At 38.9% G+C, this 23,905-nt stretch carries 21 protein-coding genes and 1 pseudogene; 10 read left to right on the plus strand and 12 right to left on the minus strand.

Translation table 11 applies throughout. The features are described from left to right. Window positions 1–296: 296 nt before the first annotated feature. Together MSWH1_RS05750 and MSWH1_RS05755 are read left to right on the plus strand one after the other, a co-directional pair. Window positions 297–1,289, plus strand: a complete 993-nt coding sequence (locus tag MSWH1_RS05750) for a GAF domain-containing protein (RefSeq protein ID WP_048126868.1) — start codon at window positions 297–299, stop codon at window positions 1,287–1,289. Window positions 1,290–1,919: 630 nt separating this feature from the next. Next, window positions 1,920–2,360, plus strand: a complete 441-nt coding sequence (locus MSWH1_RS05755; protein WP_048126870.1) for a pyridoxamine 5'-phosphate oxidase family protein — start codon at window positions 1,920–1,922, stop codon at window positions 2,358–2,360. Between the two features lie 174 nt (window positions 2,361–2,534). Here the strand turns inward: MSWH1_RS05755 and MSWH1_RS20480 are convergent, their stop codons facing one another. Together MSWH1_RS20480 and MSWH1_RS20740 are read right to left on the minus strand one after the other, a co-directional pair. After that, a complete protein-coding gene (locus MSWH1_RS20480) occupies window positions 2,535–2,693 on the minus strand; it encodes a fasciclin domain-containing protein (protein WP_255350513.1) in 159 nt (52 codons plus the stop codon). Then, the gene (locus MSWH1_RS20740) at window positions 2,674–2,802 is read right to left on the minus strand and encodes a hypothetical protein (protein ID WP_369798563.1); all 129 of its coding nucleotides are present in this window, start codon (window positions 2,800–2,802) and stop codon (window positions 2,674–2,676) included. Before MSWH1_RS20740 ends, MSWH1_RS20480 begins: the two co-directional genes overlap by 20 nt. Between MSWH1_RS20740 and MSWH1_RS19900 the strand changes: the two genes are divergently transcribed. From MSWH1_RS19900 to MSWH1_RS05775, 4 genes are all read left to right on the plus strand, one after another. Next, window positions 2,746–2,943 carry a hypothetical protein gene (locus MSWH1_RS19900; protein WP_231591978.1) on the plus strand — a complete coding sequence of 66 codons (198 nt, stop codon included), beginning with the start codon at window positions 2,746–2,748 and terminating at the stop codon, window positions 2,941–2,943. The genes MSWH1_RS20740 and MSWH1_RS19900 overlap by 57 nt on opposite strands. A gap of 573 nt (window positions 2,944–3,516) precedes the next feature. Next, complete coding sequence (locus MSWH1_RS05765) at window positions 3,517–3,921, plus strand: pyridoxamine 5'-phosphate oxidase family protein (RefSeq protein WP_048126871.1); 405 nt, start codon at window positions 3,517–3,519, stop codon at window positions 3,919–3,921. A gap of 132 nt (window positions 3,922–4,053) precedes the next feature. Next, on the plus strand, window positions 4,054–4,266 hold the full coding sequence (locus MSWH1_RS05770) for a hypothetical protein (protein WP_048126872.1): 213 nt from the start codon (window positions 4,054–4,056) through the stop codon (window positions 4,264–4,266). Between the two features lie 547 nt (window positions 4,267–4,813). Next, window positions 4,814–7,048, plus strand: a complete 2,235-nt coding sequence (locus MSWH1_RS05775; protein ID WP_048126874.1) for a CHASE4 domain-containing protein — start codon at window positions 4,814–4,816, stop codon at window positions 7,046–7,048. Window positions 7,049–7,122: 74 nt separating this feature from the next. Here MSWH1_RS05775 and MSWH1_RS05780 read toward each other — a convergent pair whose 3' ends face one another. Then, entirely contained in the window at window positions 7,123–7,815 is a 693-nt protein-coding gene (locus MSWH1_RS05780) for a YkgJ family cysteine cluster protein (RefSeq protein ID WP_231591907.1), read from the minus strand. Between the two features lie 530 nt (window positions 7,816–8,345). Here MSWH1_RS05780 and MSWH1_RS05785 point away from each other — a divergent pair. Continuing rightward, entirely contained in the window at window positions 8,346–8,570 is a 225-nt protein-coding gene (locus MSWH1_RS05785; protein ID WP_048126878.1) for a hypothetical protein, read from the plus strand. Window positions 8,571–9,250: 680 nt separating this feature from the next. Here MSWH1_RS05785 and MSWH1_RS05790 read toward each other — a convergent pair. From MSWH1_RS05790 to MSWH1_RS05810, 5 genes are all read right to left on the minus strand, one after another. After that, window positions 9,251–10,480: a transglutaminase-like domain-containing protein gene (locus MSWH1_RS05790; RefSeq protein ID WP_048126880.1), complete on the minus strand. Its 1,230-nt coding sequence runs from the start codon at window positions 10,478–10,480 to the stop codon at window positions 9,251–9,253. Window positions 10,481–10,579: 99 nt separating this feature from the next. Continuing rightward, window positions 10,580–11,371 (minus strand): winged helix-turn-helix domain-containing protein, encoded by a 792-nt coding sequence (locus MSWH1_RS05795; RefSeq protein ID WP_048126882.1) that lies wholly within the window; start codon window positions 11,369–11,371, stop codon window positions 10,580–10,582. Window positions 11,372–11,464: 93 nt separating this feature from the next. After that, window positions 11,465–12,712 (minus strand): ABC transporter permease, encoded by a 1,248-nt coding sequence (locus tag MSWH1_RS05800; RefSeq protein ID WP_048126885.1) that lies wholly within the window; start codon window positions 12,710–12,712, stop codon window positions 11,465–11,467. 28 nt (window positions 12,713–12,740) lie between these two features. Next, window positions 12,741–14,144: a COG1361 S-layer family protein gene (locus MSWH1_RS05805; protein ID WP_048126887.1), complete on the minus strand. Its 1,404-nt coding sequence runs from the start codon at window positions 14,142–14,144 to the stop codon at window positions 12,741–12,743. A gap of 2 nt (window positions 14,145–14,146) precedes the next feature. Continuing rightward, the gene (locus MSWH1_RS05810; RefSeq protein WP_197074031.1) at window positions 14,147–15,052 is read right to left on the minus strand and encodes an ABC transporter ATP-binding protein; all 906 of its coding nucleotides are present in this window, start codon (window positions 15,050–15,052) and stop codon (window positions 14,147–14,149) included. A gap of 1,739 nt (window positions 15,053–16,791) precedes the next feature. Between MSWH1_RS05810 and MSWH1_RS05815 the strand changes: the two genes are divergently transcribed. The 3 genes and pseudogenes from MSWH1_RS05815 to MSWH1_RS05820 all read left to right on the plus strand — a co-directional run bounded on the left by MSWH1_RS05815 (window position 16,792) and on the right by MSWH1_RS05820 (window position 18,602). Further along, a complete protein-coding gene (locus MSWH1_RS05815) occupies window positions 16,792–17,136 on the plus strand; it encodes a hypothetical protein (protein ID WP_048126889.1) in 345 nt (114 codons plus the stop codon). Between the two features lie 505 nt (window positions 17,137–17,641). Continuing rightward, window positions 17,642–17,797: pseudogene (locus MSWH1_RS17960) on the plus strand (DUF1699 family protein); the annotation flags it as partial. Window positions 17,798–18,194: 397 nt separating this feature from the next. Continuing rightward, window positions 18,195–18,602 carry a DUF1699 family protein gene (locus tag MSWH1_RS05820; RefSeq protein WP_048126891.1) on the plus strand — a complete coding sequence of 136 codons (408 nt, stop codon included), beginning with the start codon at window positions 18,195–18,197 and terminating at the stop codon, window positions 18,600–18,602. Window positions 18,603–19,396: 794 nt separating this feature from the next. Here MSWH1_RS05820 and MSWH1_RS05825 read toward each other — a convergent pair. From MSWH1_RS05825 to MSWH1_RS05840, 4 genes are all read right to left on the minus strand, one after another. Further along, window positions 19,397–20,578: a MarR family transcriptional regulator gene (locus MSWH1_RS05825; RefSeq protein WP_048126894.1), complete on the minus strand. Its 1,182-nt coding sequence runs from the start codon at window positions 20,576–20,578 to the stop codon at window positions 19,397–19,399. A gap of 89 nt (window positions 20,579–20,667) precedes the next feature. Next, window positions 20,668–21,756, minus strand: a complete 1,089-nt coding sequence (locus MSWH1_RS05830; RefSeq protein WP_048126895.1) for a hypothetical protein — start codon at window positions 21,754–21,756, stop codon at window positions 20,668–20,670. A gap of 172 nt (window positions 21,757–21,928) precedes the next feature. Further along, a complete protein-coding gene (locus MSWH1_RS05835) occupies window positions 21,929–22,297 on the minus strand; it encodes a transcriptional regulator (RefSeq protein ID WP_048126897.1) in 369 nt (122 codons plus the stop codon). Window positions 22,298–22,911: 614 nt separating this feature from the next. After that, window positions 22,912–23,115, minus strand: coding sequence for a hypothetical protein (locus MSWH1_RS05840; protein ID WP_048126899.1), 204 nt, complete (start codon window positions 23,113–23,115; stop codon window positions 22,912–22,914). Between the last annotated feature and the right edge of the window lie 790 nt (window positions 23,116–23,905).

Below are 23,905 nucleotides of genomic sequence, written 5' to 3' on the forward strand. Positions count from 1 at the left end.
ATTGGTAAAGAATCTTGCTTTATATCTCTTTCCTGCCCCTCTTTATTTTCAAAAAGAAGCTTGATTTGAGTTTGACTTATATATTTTTCCCTCGGTTTTTATTTTTTCTTATTAATTGCCATGTTTCGAGATTACATCGTTCTAACCATAATGTGCCTCTGCATCTTGATATTTCTGGAAGTTCAAACCACAATCTTTTTAATTTATTGCGTGTTTCTATTTAGTTGTAGCAAAAAGACTAAATATGTGAAATTTTTTCATGGTTTTCTGTAAAAGGTTCCTGTAAGGAGAATAAGATGGCTAAAGTGGCTTCGAATACGGCTAAAAATGGAAATAGTAGCAGGCAAAAGTCCTGCAAATATCTCAATGAGATGGCTTTATGCAATGCACTTGAGATGGCAAAGGAGTTGATCTCAGTAATAAATAAAGTCCCTGTCACTGTTTTCCTGTGGCGTCCCGAGAAGTACTGGCCTGCAGAGTTTGTTTCTGAGAATATAAAGCAGTTCGGGTATACGGTAGAAGAATTCACATCAGGAAAACTTCTTTATGGGAACATTGTGCACCCTGACGACCTTGAAAGGGTCGAAAGAGAGCTATCAAGAAGGATTGAAGAAGAATACGTTGACTTCTCTCAGGAATACCGGATACTGACAAAGTCCGGAGAAGTACGCTGGGTTGATGAAAGAACCTTTATCGAAGCCGATGAGAACGGGGTCGTAAAGTACCTTAAAGGCATAATCCTTGATATTACCGGACGAAAAAGAAAAGAGAAGTTGCTTTATATCCAGAGGGACCTTGGAATTGCTCTGAGCACTTCAACTCACCTGGATGAGACGCTTGACAGGTTGCTTGATTCATGTCTCCAGATAGATGAAATCAATGCTGGTGGTATCTATCTGATTGATGAAGAGACCGGCGATATGTCTCTTGCTATCCATCGTGGCCTTTCCCCTATCTTTGTCGAGAATGCCTCTAATTTTAGTGCAAGTTCTCCAAATGCCAAGCTCGTTATGATAGGGCAGCCTGTCTATAAGCAGCACATAGACCTTCTTCTAACCTCTAGAGATGAGGCGCTCCGGCAGGAAAAACTCAGGGCTACGGCAATAATTCCTGTAAGGTCCGGAAAAAAGGTTATTGCTGCCTTTTATCTTGCTTCGAGGATAGAGTATGAACTTTCGGATAGCGTGCGCACGGTTATTGAAACCATTGCAACCCAGTTTGGGGTTTTTATTTCCCGTATCCGACTTGAAGAAAAACTAAAAGAATGTGTGAAGAAGCGAAAGTCCTGATTTTTTATTCCAACTGCATTTTATTTGTAGGTTCCGTAATTTATAAGTAAATTTATAGGAAGAAGCGTAAAACCTATGAAATCTTAATTTCATGGGTATAAACGTCAACTTTCTCAACATTATTTTTGATATTCGTTGCTTTCATATGCACCATCGTCTAATATTATATTAGATTAAGATATGTGAAAACCAAGCAACCTTTTTCCAAGGGTTTGCCATCAGGCTCTATAGGTCTTGAATAAACCCACTGTATCAAGTTCGTATTCATGTAAAGCCGAAACTGACGTCATGTAAAGCTTAAACGGACGAATGGACATAACTCAGTAGGGATGGTATAGCCCGAATTAACACTTATGGAGATGCCGATGGTTTTCTATGAAGTGAGAAGCTGCTAAGTCTTTAGCTTAGGGGTAGTTCATAAATATTGCCCATATATTTATAAGTAAAATTTATAAATTTTATCTCCATAAACCGTATGGGGAAATGACTGAAAATATCAGTGGATCATCAGTATATTTTTTCTTTCATAGAATTAATTGAAAAATGTCTAAATATAGTATCTGGAATGGTTTGATGTAAAAGATCTCCTTGTGGGGTCTGACTGAAAGTTACAACATCTGGTGGGGGAATATGACAGAAGATCTTAAAGATAAGATTTGTGAATACCTTGCAACTCACTATTACCTGAACTTCGCAACCTTGAGCCCTCAGGGCAGGCCGATGGCTCATACAATGGCGTATGTTTCCAAAAACGAAATTGTATACCTGGCAACAAATAAAAACACCCGGAAAGTCCAGAATATCATGCAAAATCCGCAGGTAGCATTTACTGTTGATGAGGATGATCCTGACTGGTTTGATATGCAGGCACTTCAGGTAGAAGGCAGGGCATCGATAGTTATCGATGAGCGGGAACTGCGGGAAATCGGTGAGATCATGACAGCCAAATTCCCTATTACTGCAGATATGCCGCCTGATCCGGATACTATCATGATAAAAATAGAACCCGAGGTTGTCTATTATCTGGATTATAGCATTGAGTTCGGGTATAGGGTAAAGGTTGATTTCTGAAACAGGTTGATTTCTGAAACAGGTTGATTTCCGAGAACAATGTAGGCTAAAAAACGACATTTTTTTGTTTTTATTTCTATTTACAGGCCGCTTTTTTTTGAATATTGCCTCAAACGAAGGTCCAGAAACAAAAAAAATAATAAATAAATAAAGATTCTTTTTTCATAAATACGGTTATTCCGGCGGGATCAGCACTTTGTCTATTGCGTGGATTACCCTGTTGTCGGCCTTGATATCGGTCATTGTGACGTTTGCATCCCCAACTTTTACTCCATCGGTTATATTGACCGGGAATTTGCTTCCCTCCAGTGTTTTAATGGATGTCATTTCCATCAATGGATGCCATTCCCACCACATTAGCGGCTATATACATTCCTGAGGCCACATGGTAGGTAAGCACTCTGGTCAGGGTTGCCTTATCTTTAAGCAGGCTGTCGAGCATACCTGCCGGAAGGGCGTTAAAGGCGTCATCGGTAGTGGCAAAGACCGTGAAGGTCCTTTTCCACTGAGGTTTTCCTCAGGCCCTGCAGTTTTTATGGTCGTAATAAGAGTTGTGAAGAAACCGGCATCTTCCGCAGTTTGAACGATGTTCTTATCCGACACTGTTTCGGTTTTATTTTCGCCAGCTATATCTTCTGCTTCTTAAACAATACTTCCAGCTTCCTCAGTTACTTTCTCGACTATTTTACCGACTTAATTTTCCGCTTCCTGTGTAGGGCTTGAACAGCTGGAAAATAATATATATATTAAATGCTATATTCTCATCTACGATAGATGCTAAATTTTATATAAGATTATCTGATCTGAAATCAAAATAAATGTCTTTTTTTAATTTCTGAACCAAAATAAGTGGTAATTTAATATTTAAAACATAATATTGGCATTAATTCTCAAAAAAAGCTTTTTTACCCTATATTTTTCCCGACTCTCAGCTTCTGAATTTATCAGGCACTGTATTTTTACCCATTATCTACCTCTCCAGATCTTTGATATTCTTAAAAATCAATATTATCCTCTTTTTGGTCTAAATAAGAGTTAATTATACTTATTTATTCATGATAGGTTATTAAAGTACACAAATATCTCTTTTGGTACAGAATTCTAACGCTTAAATATATAAATTTGTACTGCAAATAATCTTGCTGGTGAAAATATTATGGTAAAGATAAACGAAGAGATGAAAACTGCTTTTTCAAAAGTAAAGATCTTCCCTGTTGCAACGGCTTCAAAAGATGGCGTTCCTAACGTAGTGCCTATAGGTTTCTGCCAGCTTGTGGATGATGAGACTATCTGGATTGCAGACAACTTTATGGTTAAATCCCTGGCAAACCTGGAAGAAAATCCGAATGTTGCAATTTATGTGTGGGGTCCGGAAACAGGCGGATGCTTCCAGATAAAAGGAAAAGCTACAATTATCAGTTCAGGTGAAAAATTCGATAAAATGAAAGCAATTGTGAATGCTGCAAAGCCAGGTCTTCCTGCAAAAACCCTCATAGAAGTCGGGATAAGCGACGTCTTCCAATGTGCTCCCGGTCCTGAGGCCGGAAAGAAACTTCTCTAACCGGAAATATACCCTGCATAAAAATATTTACCGGTCAAAATAACCATTTATACAGGTATCCTGTCAAATAAGTGCATTAATGAATAATACAGGGTCCCAATCTGAAGAATACAAATAATCGGGAGTGAGGATATGGTTGAAAATAAAGGAAAACCTCCTGTTTTTTGTGAAAAGTTCTGCATAGTCTGTAAAGGTGCAAGAGCAGGCAATAGTGTCTGCAAGTCTATTCAGAACCTTGAACTGAAGATCTTTGGGAAAAATGGCTGTATCTGGGGAGCTGCAAGGACAAAGTATTACGGAGTTACTCCTGATAAAAAACTTCCTGAGAATTCAAAAAACAAGTAAATTCAACAAATATTGAAAGGAGCAGGTACAGGTATAAATGAAATGATTTGAGGAAATTTTGGAAAAATATGTGAGAAAATGAGAGTGGGGGCAGGACAATAAATAAGTGTAGTTGTAAACCTGCTCAGGTTTGGTCTGTATGCCGATACTGGGCTGCTGAAATCTGAAGTCTATAGAAATATTCGGGAACTGGCTACATTTTCCGATGGAATCCTTATTTTCATAAGAACGTTCAGGAATTTCCCTCAGCTCTGGTATGAAAATTATATACCTGAAAGGAAGTACTGAAATTGCAGAGCAGTTCTATTTTAATGTCAGAAAAAGAGTAATCGTAAAATGATTCTGGAGAGAGTTAAGTTTTTGGAAGAGCTTATTTATGTTCTTTCTAATTTTTCCGTGACACTATGGATATAAATAGAAATATCAGTAATATATTTCTCTCTAAATTTATTTACTAAATTTGCTAAATTTTATATAGTTTCTTTTCTTTTTAATATTTTATAATACACTTAACTTTAAGCTCCTTTTTAGTTTCAAGTCTTTAGAGGTGTCTACAATAGATATCAGCAAAAAGGTTCTTATAATAACCCTCTTAATTTTTGCCGTCCTTACGGCTGCGTTTACGTTCACGCACAACATGCAGCTGTCCAATTTTTTGGAGCTTGAGCAGGCTGATACTTTGGAGAATGTAGAACGTGTGCAAAACGCAGTCTCCACCCGACAGGGGTATATTGATTACATTGACCAGGACTGGGCTTGCTGGGATGATACCTACCAGTTTATCGAAGATAGAAACCAGCAGTATATTGATGTGGACCTTCAGAATGAAACGCTTGCAGGGATTAGAGTTAATGTAATGCTTTTTGTTAATGAGTCAGGGAATGTGGTCTATGTAAAATCGGTGGATGTTAATTCTGTAGAAGAAATGCCGGTTCCAGCAGGGCTTCTGAAAATGATCGAGGACGGAACTCTTTTGACAAAAGGAGAAGACGATACTATAAGTGGTATTGTTTTGCTCGATGAAGGCCCCATGTTTATTGCATGTCATCCGATTCTTACGACAAAATACGAAGGACCTTCGAAGGGCACTCTCATTTTCGGGAGGTTTTTTGACAATTACCTCCTTGAATCCTTCAAAGACACTACTCGCTCTTCCCTGTCTATGTACAGGACTGATCGGGAAATGCCTCCCGATTTTCAGGAGGCACTTAATATATTTTCGGAAACTCCTGACACGATCCTTGTGGAACCTCTCAGTGAAGAGAAGGTAGCAGGTTATTTTGAGTTAAGGGATATCTCGGGCCAACCTGCCCTAATCATCAGAGCCGACTTCCCAAGAGAACTCTATTTGCATGGTGAGAAAACCCTAAACTATATGTATTTTTTCCTTTTGCTAACCGGGCTTGTGACAGGGGTCGGAGTTAAATTTGCACTTGATAATCTCTTTGTTTCAAGACTGGTTGAGATTGACAATTTCGTTACAAAAGTCAGGTCGGAAAAAGATCTCTCCAAACGTTTATCCTTGAAAGACAGTGACGAGCTATATCGCCTGTCAAAGGAAATAAACGGAATGTTAAACGAGATCGATCTAGCAGAGCAGGAGTTAAAGGCCCAGGAACGCGAAAAAAAAGTCTTGCTTGATTCACTCAACGAACTTGTTGTTTTTGTGAGCCCTGAAATGAAAATAATATGGGCAAATAAAGCTGCCCTTTCATATATGCAACTGGATCTTGAAAATGCAGTTGGTGTTTATTTAAATGCAATTAAGGTTGTACATGGTCAGGTGGTCGAGTATTCCCGGCTTGAACATGTTTTCGTGACAGGTAAGAAAAAGTCCGGAGAGTTTACTTCAAAAGACGGGAAGATCTGGTTTTTCCAGGCAATTCCTGTGACTGATGAAAATGGAAAGATTATAGGAGTTATGGAAACTCGCAGAGACATTACGGAAAGGAAGAAAGCCGAGCAACTTCTTCAGGAAAAACAGATTGCAGAGGTCGCAAACCGTACGAAGAGCGAATTTCTGGCAAACATGAGTCATGAACTGAGGACCCCTCTTAACTCAATCATAGGGTTTTCCGATCTCCTGTATGAAAATGTTTACGGGGAACTTAATGTAAGACAGCTAAAGGCTGTAAGGAACATCTCCAATAGCGGGAAACACCTTCTTAATCTTATTAACGATATCCTTGATTTATCCAAAGTAGAAGCCGGAAAGCTCGAACTCGATTATAAAGAGTTTGAGCTTGCCAGTGAACTTAATGCAGTCAAAAATATGTTATCCCCTATTGCAGGCAGGAAACATATTAAGGTTGAAATCCAGGTGGATCAAAGCCTTACAACAATCCGTGCTGATGAAGCTCGTTTTGTTCAGATCCTGTACAACCTGCTGGATAATGCTATAAAGTTCTCGCACGAAAATGGACTTGTGAAGATAGAGGCAAGAAAGAAGGGGGATCTGTTAGAAGTGATGGTTAAAGACAATGGAATAGGGATCAATGTTGAGGATCAGAACAAGCTTTTCAAACCTTTCAGTCAGGTAGATTCCTTTTCCTCAAAACAATTCCAGGGGACAGGTCTTGGACTTGCACTTGTTAAACAGCTTGTTAACCTGCATGGGGGATATGTCTGGTTCAGTAGTAAAATAGAGGAAGGAAGTACCTTTATTTTCACACTTCCGATAAACGGAGATAAAAAAACGGAGACAACAGTGAAATCAAACCCCTTAAAGGTGCAGAAACGGCTGAAAACCCGGACTTTTAAGGGGAACTCGAAAATGGATTGAATCGAAGCCAAATTGACTGAAAGCCGTTTGGTAATGCTGATTCATCCTTAAACCATAAATTTTTTAGTTTATGGCTAAAAGGAAAGCTCCTCTATTTCCTGACAGCAATCAGTTCTGGAAAGTGTTATTTTGATCTTATACATTTCTACCTGAGATTTCTCTAAATTAGATGCTTCAACCCTATACGCTTTCACAGGATCTCTCTGGAGGCTTAAAAGTTCTTCCAGAGTAAAAATTGCATACTGATTTTTTCCTTTTCGGCATTTTCTTAACTGGTCATAATCAAAATAAAGGTTATCGTAACTTACCACATGGTTGAACCATTCAATTTGAATTGGAAGACTGGACAAAAGGGGGATTGCAGATTTGAAATAGTTCCTGCAAACTTTGTTTTTTGATAACTGGCACCAGTTATCTATTGTGAAATGTACCTTTCCGGCTTCAACCATAAAAACAACAGGGTAGATTTTACAGATTATAGGTTTGAAATCACGGCATTCGCATACTTCGGTTTCTTTGTTCAAAAAAGGACATAATTCTCCAAGCTTTAATACGTGAACAAGAGTTCCATCGTCCATTTTTAAAATATCCAGATACCTTAGCTTGAATTCGGAAACACTTATACCCATTTTTTTTGCCATATATTCTTTTTCTCCAGGGAGCAGAGTTCCGATTTTATTGTACTCGCAAGCTCCTCCGCAGTTCCTGCAAATATTAATAGTATTCTGGTTACTTCCACTAAATATCTTGTGGAAGTTCTCGTACATATGTATAGGTATCTTTTTAAATCTCAATCTAAAAACCTCGGCCATGTAAAACTGAGTGTATTGGTTACATTTTTATTAAGTTATATTTACACCTATGCCTCCTAAAGCTTATTTTGTCAAGCTTAAATAATGAAATAACAAGTTTTACTTGTAAATAAAAATATTAACAGATTTATAGTTCCCGAAAGAGAAATTGGGTATAAAAAATTTACCAGTCTAACCTAAATTTTTTATGATTTAAACTATATGTAGCAAAAATCTTAATTCTCTTGAAGAAATAGTGTTACTCAGGGACCCAAAATTTAATCTTCTCTAGGCAAACAAAGTTGCCCTCAAAAACGAGGATCTGTTAACGGTTGAGACTAAAAAACTGGCATATTACAGCCCTCAGGCTGCGGATAAGAACATTATCCAGAAACCCCGATACTCTCAGGCTCCCGACTGACGAATCAGGAGTTTACCTCTTCTGAGGGACGAATCAGGAGTTTACCTCTTCTGAGGGAAAGACCTGGCTTCTCAGGTTAAAGCCCATGTGTGGCGGAAACCGGAGATTCTATTGCAATTTTGGAAACTGGGGTAGAAATTACGGTACGGAAGAATATGATAATATTTACGGGGAACTTAATGTAAGACAGCTCAAGGCTATCGTGAATATCTCAGGTAGCGGAAAACACCTGTTGAACCTGATTAATGAGATCCTTGATCTTTCAAAAATAGAAGAAGGAAGCTTTGAACTGCATTACAGCACTTTTTAGCTGACTGAAGTATTTGCTGAAGTTCGGGATGTACTATTCCCATTTGCCGCCAGTAAAGGAATAAAAATAAAGTTTGAAATTGAGAATAGCCTGCCCAGAGTTTTTGCAGATAGGGAGAGAATCATGCAGGTTCTCAGCAACCTGATGACAAATGCAGTCATATTCATGTGTCTTCGGTTAAGAAAGGAACCATAATAAATTGCCCTATTTCTACAACAGTTATCTAAAATTTTAATATAATATGGGCTGGAGCAGAGTATCGATTTTAGGTAAAGAGGGTAAAGTTTGAGATCGATTTATAGTACAAAATCGATAGCTTTCGGGCAAGAAAACTCCTTAACCGATGATCAATGCAGTCATATTTTCAAATGAAAACGGGTGTGTAAGAGTTAAAGCAACACAAAGCAACGACTTTATAAAGATAGTTGTATCTGATGAAGGAATAGATATTGCGGCAGTTGATCATGACAAACTAAGCCTTTCAGCCAGATAGACTCTTCCTCTTCAAAAAAGTATCCGGGAACCGGACTTGGGCTTGCTCTGGTAAAAAAATTGTACAGCTCCACGGTGGCAGCATCTGGTTTGAAAGTGAAGTTGGAAAAGGAGCATCTTCGGTTTTTCTATCCCCATTAGACAGGAATGAATAACTCCCAAAGTTAAAATAAGATAGGTCGGAAATGTCAATACCGACCCGATTGTATTTTTTGATAGCTTTTTGGGATTTTTTTCCAGGACACTGGCGCATTTTTAATCTGCATGCCTAAATCTATGAAATACTCGTTATTGTAGTAATACCAGATTTCCACAGCCGGGTATGTACAATCACTGTACTGGTCATAATCGATATCCGGGGAATCTGCAGGTATCAGTTTTGAGCTTTTGTCATCATAATAAGGCCCGTCAGTAGGGTCCAGAGGGAACCATTCTCCATTCTCGCAAACTTCAACCCAGGCGTGCCCACCGCTAATATCTCCAAAATCGACTTTTCCTATGGCAACCCGCACTGTACTCTCGTCGTATTCTTCTGAAGCTATCAGAAGGGAAGCCAGAGAATTTGCCTGTTCCTCACAGTCACTTGCAGGTTTACCATATACCGGGTTGCCGGAATAAGCAGGAGTTTCTTCCAGAAACTCAGTTGGGGTAAGCCACTTTTCCTCAACATTGTTCAGAGTTTCGTCTGATACCCAGGTCCAGGAGAGGGCAGCATCATAAATCTCGTACTTGTCATCGAGATCATTTTTTTCGAGGTAAGAGTTTACAGCTTCAGCATCCGGGGTGACATATGTCTGATAGTTCGGTGTTGTCTGATAGTTCGGTGTTGTCTGATAGTTCGGTGTTATATCTTCCTGTTGCCGTGCCTGTTCTTCCATGAAATTATTCAATTCTTCTCTGTCAGGGATTCCTTTTCTAACAGGCTTTTCTCTGGCCATGGAAGGAGGTAAATGATCCGGTTTTTCCCTCCTTAAAGTTGGCTGGCGATTTTGCTTCATAGCTGGCTGGTGATTTTGCTTCATAGCTGGCTGGTGATTTTGCTTCATAGCTGGCTGGTGATTTTGCTTCATAGCTGGCTGGCGATTTTGCATCGTATCTACTTCCCCGGCAAGCAGGTTGAATTTCCAGTTCCAGCTTTGAACAGGATTATTTTTATTTTCAATAGTATCTATCAGATTGAAGTACCAGCTTCCCAAAATCTGGCTTTCAATGGATGTAGGGTAAGAAGTAATATTTGCAGTGGTCTCACTGGGAATAACACTCCTGGAAATAGCTTCATAAATACTCGTTATGCAATCGGTTTCCCGGTTAGTTCCGGAATTTCCTGCCCTCAGGTTTTCACAGGTACAGACAGATACAGCCAGTATAAAGACAACCAGCAAAATTATACCATTTTTTTTCATTCTGTTACCTACCATCCGGCTTTTCCCCTTTGTCTTCTTTTTCGATCTTCGGATATTGATTTTTTCTTATTTCTTCATACGAAGTTCATTTTTCCTTTCAGTGGTTTTAGATTTTTACGGGCTTGCAGGGTTCGGTTTAGACAGTTTGGAAACCCCCTCATAATGCCTGTACAATTCTCTTCCCCAACGCAGAGCTCCATCTCCGGAACATATCATGAACTGACTGCTCAGTTTCCCACTATTCAGGAAAAGTTCTGTTGCCATAAACCGGTCTGTTACCACAAAGATAGGCAGGTTCACATTCCTGCTGCAAACAAACAGCTTCGTATTTTCAGCTTCCATAATTTTTTTTGTTTCAGCAGGAAAATTATTGAATAATTTCTCAGCTATAGGCTCTGTCACACATAAAGAGAGCTTCAAGCCTTTTTTTGCAAATTCTGAATAAAGGAACAGGATTTTCGGATGCAAACAGGAGAAAAAAACCGAAATTTCCTCTGACGTTCTTAAATTATCCATAATTTCCTGAGGGATTTCGAACATATGCGCTGTATCAGATTTGATCAGTTCAAACCTGCCCAGCTCTTCTAACCTTCTCAACAAAAAGTCGGGCACAGGGGTAAGGTCCTGTTTCTTCCAGTAATCCATATTTTCTTCAAAGAAAGTCAGTGAATCCAGAAATCTTTTCAGATTATCAACTATCGGTATTGTCATACCCGATAACTTATATTTTCCCTCTTCTTTCTCAAGAAACCCGAAATCTAAAAGTTTTTTTATATGGAACCTTAATGAAACAGAACTTATGTCAAGTAAACTTTCGATCTCTTCAAAATTTCCTGGTTTCTTTTCTATAAGTAAGAGTATATCTCTCCTTTTTTCAGAGAGAATTGCTAGGTCAATAATATTCATTTTATCCCATTTCCGGCCTTCATTCCCTGATTTTTCCCTGGCAAAAAAATTAAGAAAGGTTTGATCCTTTCTTTTAAACTCCTATCTTCCCGGTTATTCGTACCTCAATGCGTCTACTGGCTTTAGTTTCGAAGCCCTGTAAGCCGGGACTACTCCTGAAGCCACACCTATTACGATTGCCAGGATAAGCCCGAAAGCCATCAGGTCAGAAGCAAGGGATATGCCTGAAGAGCTTCCCCCTCCTCTCATCAGGGTCACGCCCAGGTAAGGGAAGAGGGTGGAAACAAAACCTCCAAGAATTACTCCAAGGATACCACCAACAAGACCCACCATTGCAGAGTTAAAGAGGAATATCATAAGAATGTCCTTATTTTTTGCCCCAATGGCTTTCATAGTCCCTATCTCTTTTGTTTTTTCAAGGACAGAAGTAAACATAGTGTTTGCAATACCCACGGCTCCTACAAGGAGGGATACGGCTGCAATTGCTCCGAGGAAGAGGGTCATCGAACTCGTCATTTCGGTAACAGACTCAGCCATGGATTTTGAGGCGCTGACAGAGAAGTCCTGGTTGTCTTCCTGGATAATGCCCCGTGAAATCATGAGCTTCGCCTCGATATCTTCCATCAGTCCGTCCACAAGGTCTTCACTCTTGGCTTTCACCGTGATTGTATCGTAGACATCTTCCTCTGCATCGTCAATCAGGTTTACTGCCGCATCGATTGGCATGTAAATGCTTCTGTCACCCTGGCCTTCTTCTGTAAGGATACCGACAACTCTCACTGATTTTCCGTTGATTGTTATTACTTGATTGATTCCGATTTCCTGGTCATAAGTTTCAGTGGCAACGCTGCTTCCGATGACTGCGACATATTTGTCTGAAGGTTCGAGCAGCCTTCCTGATTGTGTTTCGAGCGTGGTCATGTACTGCCAGACCTGCGGGTCGACTCCTGTGATTGGCATAGTTGCATTTTCCCCTGAATAGATCACAGGTTCGCTGCCGGAAATCTGTCCTGCAATGTACTCTATACCGTCAAGGCCTTGAAGCGCATCAATATCATCATCCGTTAATTCGACATCTGTTGTCGTACCACCTCCTCCTCCACGTTCTCCGGGACCGGGCATGTTTGACGATGCTTTTGTATATCCGGGGGAAATAGTTATCAGAGTCAAGTCCATTTCAGCGAGCCTGCTCTGAACCTGCTCTTCCATAGCGTCCCCGAGGGAGAGGATGCCTACAACAGACCCGATTCCTATAACTATCCCAATAATGGTCAGCCAGCTACGGAGCTTGCTGTGTACAAGCATGTTCAGGCCCATTTTCAGGTAGGTTGAATTTCTCATCTTGCATCCTTCCGTTTTCTATGGATGTTTATTTTTCAGTCTCTTGGAGGTTTACAGTCACATTTCTGTTTCCAGGTTTTTTATCTCCGGATTTTTTCTCTTTCTTTGCCAGTATCTTTTCCTGTATTTTCTTCCGGTACACGAATAATCCACCCGCAAGCACTATTAACGCAATATAGGGCAGATAGAAACTCAGACCGCTGCTACTGCTAGATGTCCTCGGTCCGCCAGGCGCTGCAGAAGATGAGGTCATCTCGAGTTCTACTTCCTTATCTACAGTTATTCTTTCTCCTTTTGCATCCGTGTATTCAATCTGGACTTTCAGAGGATTGTTTTCAGCGGAAGCAGCAGTTAAATTTCCTCCTTCAGCACTTGCTTTTGCTTTACCCGATGTTCCTCGTTCCTGAGCCATTCCTGTATCCTGTGTACTTGTTACATCAAAGGAAGCTATTGTGTAGTCTCCTTTCTCAAGATTTCCTACAATTGTTGAGGAACTTCCCGATACCTTGTAGTTGTCCTGGTCTGGAACCGATACTTTCACTGAGTATGCAATATTGTTTCCTACGTTTGCAACTGAAAGAGAAATCTCTCCAGCATCGCTTTCCGAGAAGGCTACATCGAAGTCGGTCTCTCCCCCTACGAAAACTCCTGCTGTAGTATTGATAATTTGTTCATTGGAGTCATAGTCTTCAAGAACAAGCTTTATGTCAAGAGTGTAAAGTCCCGGATCTGCGTTTACATCTGCCATTACAGAGTAAACAACAGTTACGGATTCCCCTGCATCCAGGTACTTGATATATTTGGTGTTGTCCGAGTATACCGGGAGGATCACGCCGTCACGGTCTGTCCAGGAAACAACCATGTTTTTCAGAGGGGAAGTTCCGGTATTCGTGATGATGAACTCCAGAGTCTCTTCCTTTGCTATGTCAATGTTTGCCTTGTCTATGGTCACAATCTGAGCGTATTCTTTACCCCTTATCTCAAGCTGGATGGTTTTTGTAGTGGTGTATGTAGTTGCCGAAGACCCGGATCCGCTTTTTGAAGTAGTGATGATGTCTATATCATATGTACCGGCAGATGCATTGGAGTCTGTCATTAGCTTGAATTTAAGGATCCCACCCTCGTTGTCATCCTGCCGTGCATTCAGATAGGAGATACCTTTTTTAAGGGATTGGCCGGAAATCTCGGTGAAAGGGTATTCCGGATTGACTGTAACAGTGATGTCTTTTAGATCATTATTTCCTACATTCTGGACGCTAACGGTAAGTTCAACAGGTTCTCCAGGACGGGCAACATCAGGGTTCTGGTTTGTCAGGTTCACCAGCAAGGATGAGGAATCTATATTTCCGTTTGAACCAAGGGCTGTCCCCGCTCCGAGGCATATAATTGCTGAAAGTAGCAATAAGAGCGTGAGTAAAGAAAATCTTTTCATTTTTAGTCCTCCGTTTCGTTTTTCTTGCGATTTTCTATTTTTTCGATTTCTCCATCCCTGATGTATACAACCCTTGTTGCATATTTCACCAGTTCCAGGTCATGGGTTACAATGATAATCGTCTTGCCTTCCTTTGTGTTCAGTCCGTCCAGAAAGTCCAGGATATAGTCTCCCGTTTTCGTGTCCAGGTTTCCTGTAGGCTCATCTGCCAGGATTATGGGCGGGTTAACAGCCAGGGAACGCGCTATGGCAACCCTTTGCCTCTGTCCACCTGATAACTGAGAAGGAAGGTTTTTTCTCTTGTCCGAAAGCCCGACTATATCAAGCAGATATGCAGCCTTTTTACGGGCTAACTGTGCGTCTTCTTCCTGGAATTCCAGGGGCAGGAGTACGTTTTCTTCCGTACTTAGTGTGGGAATAAGGTTAAAACTCTGGAATATGAAGCCAATCATCTGTCCCCGGATGCGGGCAAGTTCGGATTCAGCAAGTTCTGAAATATCACTTGAATTAAGGAAAACCGTGCCTTCTGATGGTATGTCCAGGCACCCCAGCAGGTTCATAAGTGTGCTTTTTCCGCTTCCGCTGGGACCCAGAACAACCAGGAACTCCCCTTCGTAGATCTCCAGATTTATTCCTTTGAGAGCTGCAAACTCGACCTCTCCCATCTGGTAAATTTTCCAGACATCAGTCAGTTTGATAAGTGGTTCTTTCTCGTTCAGGGTGATTCTGGCTGCTTCAGAGTTTTTGATAGAACCACTGGCTGAACTGCTGTAAGGATTGTTTTTTTGATCCTCCCCTGAACCATTCTCGGATTCATCATAGAAACTCGCTGTTCTTTCAAGAGAATCCATAATTTTTGAGGGATTTAACTTTGTTTTAAATGTCCCTATAATCTCTGTAAGTGTCATAAATTACCTCTAAATAGCCAGTCATATCCGAGCTGAATTTTTCAGGCTGAGCTGAATCTTTTCAGGGTAGCTTGAATTTGAGTAACTTGATTTTGATCTTCTTTTTATTCATCCGATTTCTATCTTTTTCACTACTTTTTTCGTGATCATGTTTGATGTTCATAGACAGAGCATCAGGTTGATAGTAGCTCATGATTTTCATGACTTGCTTGAGCATCGCTTATTTAATTTTATAATAATATAATTATGATAATTTTTTGTGATTTAATTTTTTGTGATCCGGCTGGATCTTATAATGTGTCCCAATCAGACCTGATGTGGTTTTATGAGATTTCATAAGTTAATGAGGCACCGGCGAAATGCATAATGCCTCACATAGTGCCTCATCTTCTGGGGTGTAGGGTTTTTGTTGCTTTTTCTTCAATTCTTAAACGGTAACACCCGGGTGTTGTGGAGGTCTCTAATTTTCTGATTGCGAGGTACCTTTTTCAGGTGTTAGTTCCCGTTTACTCCCAATCTGACTGAAGCACCTTTCATACCGGTGCTTTATCAGCTGACTGCTCAGGAGGGATTTAAGGCAGTCAACTCCATCAAGGGCATTTAATAATAAAAGCATACTTAACTGAAAAAAGGAAATATAAGAAATGAATTTATCAATGAAGCTTTTATATGGATTTTTTGGTTAATTTATTCTTTAAACATCCTTTAATATGTAATTATACTCCCTATAAAGGGTTATTATTTGTCAGGATTATTCCAAATCGTACGCCAACCTTTCCTGAGAGCTGTTTTCGATGGAATGAGCCCTGGAGTTCAGATATTGTATTAGTTTCATGGGCATGGAGCGAAGGGATTGTGTTATCTAGTTTTAACCTGCGGTCAACCTTGGCCAAGGGAAGAACCAATGGACAAAACAAGTTCTTAAGGCTGGATAATGGGGCTGGATGAGGTGAGAGGCTCAAATCCGGTTCTGAGAGGGCATGGGGGTGAAATTCCTCCTGGATACTTACCAAGAGAAGAGCTTAAACCCATGAACCATTTTTGCAATCAAAGTTGCGCTGGCGCACCCCGCTGCAAGCAACGGGGTATTTTCGCACCACCGCTCCAAATTCTGTTAAAGGAGACAGTAACCCTAAACAATTTAGTTTGAGTAGAAGTTAACAACCAAAAAAAATGGGATTGATAAATCATATTATCATTAACGGTTACCGGGGAAGTTATCCATCCCCGCAGCAAGCTAGAGGGGTATTCGACTGAAAATAATGTTTAGGAATGATTATTGGGAGAACTGGAACTATAGATCAATTCCCAAAACTGAGATTTTGAAGTTATATTTTTATTATTCCCAGGTATTTATTTTCAACCTACACAAAATAACGAAAAGCCCATTTAAAGGGCTTGATAAGTATTAATTACATTATTTAAGGTTGTATCCATATTTAGACGTCTTATAAATCTTTTTTTATAAATTAAATGTCCTTAAACCCTTTATTTTGGTAAGTAACTTTATTTTTAACAAAATTCATTACAGGGATGTCAGCCAATGACGGTTGATAAGATTATTTGAATGCAGCAGGACTTATACGTTGAACTGAGAAAACTGAAGCATTCTTTAAGCAGTCTAAATAAAAGTAAGATTTGTTTGTGCTTTATTTTGAACCTCACGTGAACAAGTCCTGTGTAGAATAAATCCTCTCAATAAAATTGTATTAAATTGACAAGAATTAGGAGTAGGACCTATGAATAAACAAATATTTGATCGAACAAAAAAGCTCATGTGTATTTTTACGCTGGTCTTTTTTGTAATTTCATTGACAGCTGCGTCGGCAAGCGCACAGTCAAATGATGCTAAAAAATGGAATGAAGAAAAGGCAAAATGGGATAAAGAAAAGACTAGTTGGGAAATACAGAAGAAAAACTGGGACAAAGAGAAGAAACAGTGGGAAAAGAAAGATAAAAAAGGAAGCGATTACAAAAGCTGGTTAAATAATTATAAAAAATGGTTAATCAAATATAATATCTGGGAAGCTAACCACGAGAATTGGAAAATAAAGTACAATGAATGGAAAAATTGCCAGTTCTAAAGTTGACTATTAAAGTACACCTAATTATGGCTGTAAAATAAATTGATTTCCTGATAGGATTTACGCTCTTGAACAAAACAAAGCACGAACTGATTCATCGCGACGCTGTTTGATGTTACATGCTATTGGTTTCTCAGTTCAAGGGTGTAAGTCCTATTTGTTATTTATAATTGTTTCTTGTACATAAATATGCTTCATGACAAAGCTCTATTTAATTTAATTTAATTTAATTATATTAAACTAGTTTATATTATCAATAATTTAATCAGTTTTTAGAAAAAAATATAATATGAAATATAGTAGTAGTGAAGCAAAAATAGAAAATCAGCTTATAATAACAGCTATTATTCCTTTTTTCGCTCTTCTAGATCTATTGATAAAACCTGATCTAAAAAATGTCTCCAAAATGCAATCAAATTAATTTTAGTCAATAAGCTAATTATTTAGAACCTGTATGTGTGATTTATATCAACATATAATTCAAAAAATATCTGGAGAGGGGAATCTGAAAATTAGAATAGTTAGTTCAAGAGAAGAAATCTTTACATAAAATCCTAATGAGTGTATTGTTCACCTGGCATTCAGACCTTCAAACAAGGACATCTTTGGATTGATTGAAACATGTCCGAAAACTGAGGCGATCCAGTTACCTGAATCTTATGTGAATATAGCCAAAATTAATTGAAAAACAAGTGAGTGATATCTATGGAGTACGTAAGTAAAACATGCCCAATTTGTGGGAGTGAATTTGTAGTTCTGAAAACGGTTGAGGAAAAGGCAATCTACTGCACACTTAAATGCCTTTTAGCATCTCAGGAGAAGATTAAGAGAGAGAAAAAATTTCCTCGTTCATGTTTGCATAAGCTATTCTGATTCATCGTAAACAGTATAATTTTTTACATTTTCCTTTAACTTAAAGCAATTATTAATCTAAAGCAGTTAAAAACTAAAGCAATTATTAATCTAAAGCAGTAAAAACTAAAGCAATTATTAATCTAAAGCAGTAAAGACTAAAACCGGTTTAAATTAAGAAATAACTTAACAGTGAGGAGAAACACATGAGAATCAGAGTAGTCAGTTCCAGAGAAGAAATCTTTACACTTTATCCGAATGAGCGTGTTGTTCACCTGGCCTTCAGACCTTCTAACAAGGACATTTTTGGATTGGTTGAAACCTGCCCGAAAATTGAAGTTATTCAACTGCCTAAATCTTACAGGCGCACGGTCTCAAAGTCCATAGAAATGTTCCTTGAGATGCAGAGAATCCAGCTTATCGAAGGAGATGTCTGGGGCCACAGGAAGGATATAAACGAATATTATGGTATTCCATCCTCAGTGATTGAGAAGATCAAAGAACTGAAGATAGAAGGTACACCTGCTGAGAGAATCGAAGAAAAGGTTGCAAAGGAGAGCAAGCTGAACCCTGAAATGATTGCTTACATCATGACAAAAGAAATTCCGGTCTAAATTAAAACAGGATAAGGTATGACTTTTTTAACTCTGCTGGAGATTAGATCTTATAGCTCATCGAGTTCACACCACTTTGATCTAATCTCCAACACATCCTGAGACTTTTTATTATTTTATCTTGAGACTTTTTATTATTTTCTGGTCTTCATATTTTCGCCCTTTTTTATGCAAAACAATAAAATTTTAATTATATCGAAATAAATCTCGATTTATGGGAAAAGGAAACGTCGCAATAGATAAGTCAATGATAAAACGGTATTTGACGGTAAAATAATGATTCCTTTGCCAAAAGTTTTGGTTGGAAATCGATACTATACTATGTTCTCCGCATTATCTCCTATTCATTTTGGTGATTGTGGCAATAAGTTATATGTGTACTCTCACTACATTCGTTTTATTTTATCAAGTCACGGTACTATAGCTCGCAATGTTACATACTGGTTTTGTCCTGTTTGTAAGAAATCTTTTCATGATCAGATTATTGGCATTTTTGGTTCTGCAAGTTATCGCCATGAAAGAAAAAGCCATTTTGGATTTTGAGGTAACTGACCGATTACCATCAGTTGAAGCTCTTATTCCTCTTTTCATACGAATAAAAAACCGATTTCCTGAAGGTAAAATATTATAGATTGTTTCTGATGAAGAGAAAGCTATCATTGGAACTGTAAAGAGGGTGTTCCTTGAAGTAGCTCACTCCTTTTGTATGTTCCATTAATTGAAAAACGTTTGCAAAGAAGGTGGGTTTATATAGATATGATAAAAACAGTAAGGAATGTGAGACCCAGGGAACTTTACCTTCTCTCATCCCGAAGGATCACAACATTCCCACGTCCCCGCTTGAACTTTTCTATCAGCTCTCTTCTTTCCAGGTCTGCAAGCATAAGGCTGACTTTTCCTTCGGAATATTTCAGTTTGCTGCGGAGGTCTTTCTGGGTAATCCGACCTCCCTGGCCCCGGATTATATCCATGATTTCTTGGAGATCTGCCGGAAGAGGGTAGTTCTTTTTGAGAACAGGGGGTTCTGGTTTGGGTTCAGGCGCCCGTGCTGGTTCTTCAGGAGACGTTTCTTTGTCTTCTTCGGTTTCCTGTTTAAGGGTTGCAGATTCTATTTCAGGTATGAGATGCCTTTCTTTGATTTCGGCCTTTTCTTCCTTTTCCCATACTTCAAAATCTGACTCCCTTGAGAGTTGGTTTTCTATGGGTTCTCCAGGGAGTTCCTGTTCAGTTTTCGGCTCAATTCTTTCATCAGGCACTTTTGCTGAAAAGCCGGGTGTGCTTACAGGCACAGAGAGTTTTTCTGTTTTATGTTCTGCTTTTTCTTCCGAAAACCTGTTTTTTTCCAGTTTACTTTTTTCCAGTTTACTTTTTTCCAGTTTACTTTTTTCCAGTTTATAGTTTTCTGTTTTATTATTCTCTATGCTTCTATGTTTCTGGAACGTGTAACCGCCAGCTAAAAGAAGAGAAATTAAAAGGGCTGCAAACAGATAATATCCGGTTGAAGAGGTAGACCCGTTTATTTCACCGGGTTCAGTGATACTTACATTACCAACTCTAGCGTTATCGGCATCCGGGTTGTTAATTTCCTTATCTACCGGGTTTTCGGAAATCACCATTTCTTCAGAACTGTCCATCAGTTCTTCGGAATAAACAGGGAGGAGCAGGAGATCAAACACATAGCTTCCTTCTCCTATAATTTTAACTGTCTTTTCGGCTGAATAGATCAGAGTACTATTTTGATAATAACTGGCTTTAATAAGGTAGTTTCCAGGCTCCAGTTCAAAAGAGTACAGGCCGTATTTAGCCACCATGGACTGAACGGGAGTGGAATTTACTTCAACAACAGAATTTTCCAGGGGTTCGAAAGTGTCCCAGCCGTACACCTCTCCGTGGATTGTAGCTGTGCTGTCTGCCGAGGCAGGTCCTGCAAAAAGCACTGCGGCAGCAACGCAGATAGTGATAACGTTCAGATTCATTTTGATCAGGAAACCCGGATTACGGTTTGGATTCTCTTATCTTTTCGGACTTTATACTTATATCTTTTTCATAACTTTATAGATTCTCTTTAATAAAGTGGATTTTTTTCAATAAAGTTTTTCCTATCCATCCCGGCTTCCGGACCATGTGTACCCACCGCAGCAGTCCGATTCTCCATACGTCCTGGTCTTTCTGGGCTCATTTTTTCTTCAAAAAATGAGTTCACAGCCCATTGTTCTTCTTTTGTTATTCCATCGGCGTCTTCTATGCTGTATGTCCCGTTTCCAAAGAATGCTGCGTATCCTTCTCCATCTGCCTCAACAGTGATATTTTCGCCACTGAGCAATAGCATTTTGCGGGAACCGGAAATTTCCACATCCGCAGACTGTATATGGTAGATGAGCACATTTTCCTGTCGCTCATCTCTAATTTCAAGTGTGTAATCTCCTTCGATTTGGATTGTAGAATCAGGGGAAAGCTCCATTATTGCCATTTCACCTTCCTGCAGGTGCAGATTGAGGTCAAAACGGCCTATCAGGGTAACCCTCCCATCTCCTTCTGCACTGAGCCGGTCCAATTCCTTTAATTCTCCACTTCCGGGCATCAGGCGCTTGAATTCGTCAAATATGTCTTTAAGGACTAGGTTGGCTCTAATCATGCTTTTCTGTGACTGGATTAGATACTCCTTTTCTGAGCTTCCCACTGGTATGCCGTCTTCTGAATCTTTATTCACTCCAGAGCTGCTGTCTTCTTCTCCTGATGAAGATGCTGCAAGGGCTCGGTAATTCTTTGCCTCTTCTACAAGGCAGCGGTATTCTTCAAGCAGGGATTCAAGCCTGCTCACGTCCTTTCCCTGCTCTTTGAGGTACTGAACCCCGGGATCAAGCCTAGAAGATATAAACTCTGCCTTTTCTAGGTTCTCATCTAGCAGGAATTTTGCGTTTTGTAGGGAATGAGCTGATCTCCGACCCTCAGGAGGCATATCCGAAGGTGGATCACGAGGATATATATGCATATCGGGGATTTCATGACCCGGCAATCCATGGGGATCAAAAATGCTACTGTAAATATCTCCAGGAGCCTTATAAGTAGAAGGCTGTGCCTGTGAATCAACACACCCTGAAATTATAATAACTCCTATAAGTATAAGAATCAAGGTTAAAAATTTTATTTTCATGCTGGTCTAAACCTTCCGGTAAACATCACTGGACTCTATATTTTATTTATGTTATTATATTTTAATATTTGCTTTAGCTCCGTAAATTTGCCTCGAAAGCATGCCTGTGGCATTTTCATAACCCGGGCTCACAACAAACCCCCAAAAACTCCGAAACAGCCGAAACATCTGATCATTCCGGACTTTTCAGACTGAGCTGCCGGAGCATCGTTAAAATGAGGGACATATCCGGAATGTTTTTTCCAGGCAGAAGGATAATTACCTGCTCTACTGCCTCATAAATCTTTATTTCTCTTCCTTTCCTGCTCCATTTTACCTGCCTTACCCTTATCAACCTGGCTTCAAGAAGAGAATCCAGGTTGTATTTGAGGGTATTCAGGCGCATTTCAAGTTCATCTGCGATATCTGCTGCAGACATAGATCTCCTGTCAAGCAGCTTGAGGATCCTGATCGAAGTCTCATTAGAGAGAAGCCGGGCAATTTTCCTGGAATCTTCGGAATGCTGCAGGATCAACAATTTTTCCTCCGGGTTTTCAGGCATTTTTTGTCTCCGGTTGTTTCTAAATAATTTGGTCTGAATAACATGATTATTTTTATAACTTCTATAATAGTTTCTTTAAAACGTTTATAAGACTTCTATAATTGTTTCTTTAAAACGTTTATGAGACTTCTATAATAGTTTCTTTAAAACGTTTATGAGCTGTCAGGAATAGCCGAAGCCGTTATTTAGCAGGTATATAGGTCTTGCACATATGGTCTCGATTATTTGCTTCAGCCGAACCTTTCATAATTGCATAGTACGAGATGGTACGGTATGAAAGCGTATGTGAGGATTTATTCTGTGAGGATATTTCTTCTGTAGTTGGTTGGATTGTGTATCATTCGGCATATTCCTGATCATGTTCTGTATCTGAATTTAAAGATAAAAGTATACTTACTTTTCCGGTTCTATTAAATTATTGGGTTTAATAATTACCCTTTAAGAGGGCTTATTTTTACATTTAATGCTTTATAATCCTTAAATATAGCATTTTGAGAGGTAAGGTTTCCTGAAAGTTTTTGAACAATATTATACTTTATTTATAAGCTGCCCTTACATTTGAGAGGTGCATCCTGATTCCTGGGTCATATTATTACAAATCCCTCAAAATAACCTCAGAGAAACGATATCGTGTAAACAGTCGTGTAAACAGGTAATGAATAAAAATCTATACCTGATCCTGCTAATCTGATGAACTCTTCTTTTTTGCCACTTAAAAACTCATTATTTTTTCTGATTTCTCCCCTGGTTTTTCTTTCTTTCTCTCTTTCAGTCTTACCTCTTAATTTCTCTATCTGGCAAATGAAACTAAGTATCATTTAATGATGCCTTTTTTATTTTCGTTTTCATTACACAAATCCAGGGCAAGTGAAAATCTTTGGAAAAAGAGGTGTAGGCTTTGGGAAAGGAGGCGTAATCTCTGGAAAAAAACGGGTAGCTTGTAAAGTTTTATATTTTTCAGTAGCGTTGGGCAGATTTCATGCCTGATTTAGTGGGCAGATCGCCCGTACCGCTGCACCCAAAAATCACTATGTCATGATTAGCCAGGACTATATAATGATTGGTCGTTATTATGTTATAATTAGTCGTAATTATATTATAATTGGTTATTATTATATTATTATTAGTCATAATTGTGTTATGATTGGTCGTTATTGTGCTATGATTGGTCGTTATTGTGCTATTATTGGTCGTTATTGTATTATGATTGGTCAATATTATATATACTTATATTATAATTGGTCAAAATTGTATATACTTGTATTATTATTGGTCAAAATTATATATACTTATATTATTATTGGTCATAACTATATTATGGTTAGCCATGTTATCTCTAACTGTTCAGGTAGCTAATTATTACATACATTTCCCCAATTTAAATATATGGAATTTTAGGGTTTTAATAAGCTTCATGTTGTTTATTTAAGCTTAATTTTACTAATTAAGATTTATAAAAGCTTTTTTTCAAAATTTAATCCATTATTTATCTCTATTTCTGAAAGTAAGCTTATATTTAAGCCAGTTCTTTTATAGAATGTCAACCGGTGAAAAGCCGACTGGCTTGAATTAAACAGAACAAAGTAAACAGAACAAAGTAAACAGAAC

Origin of the sequence: Methanosarcina sp. WH1, from assembly GCF_000970005.1 — an archaeon.
In the GTDB taxonomy this organism is placed as follows: Archaea; Halobacteriota; Methanosarcinia; order Methanosarcinales; family Methanosarcinaceae; genus Methanosarcina.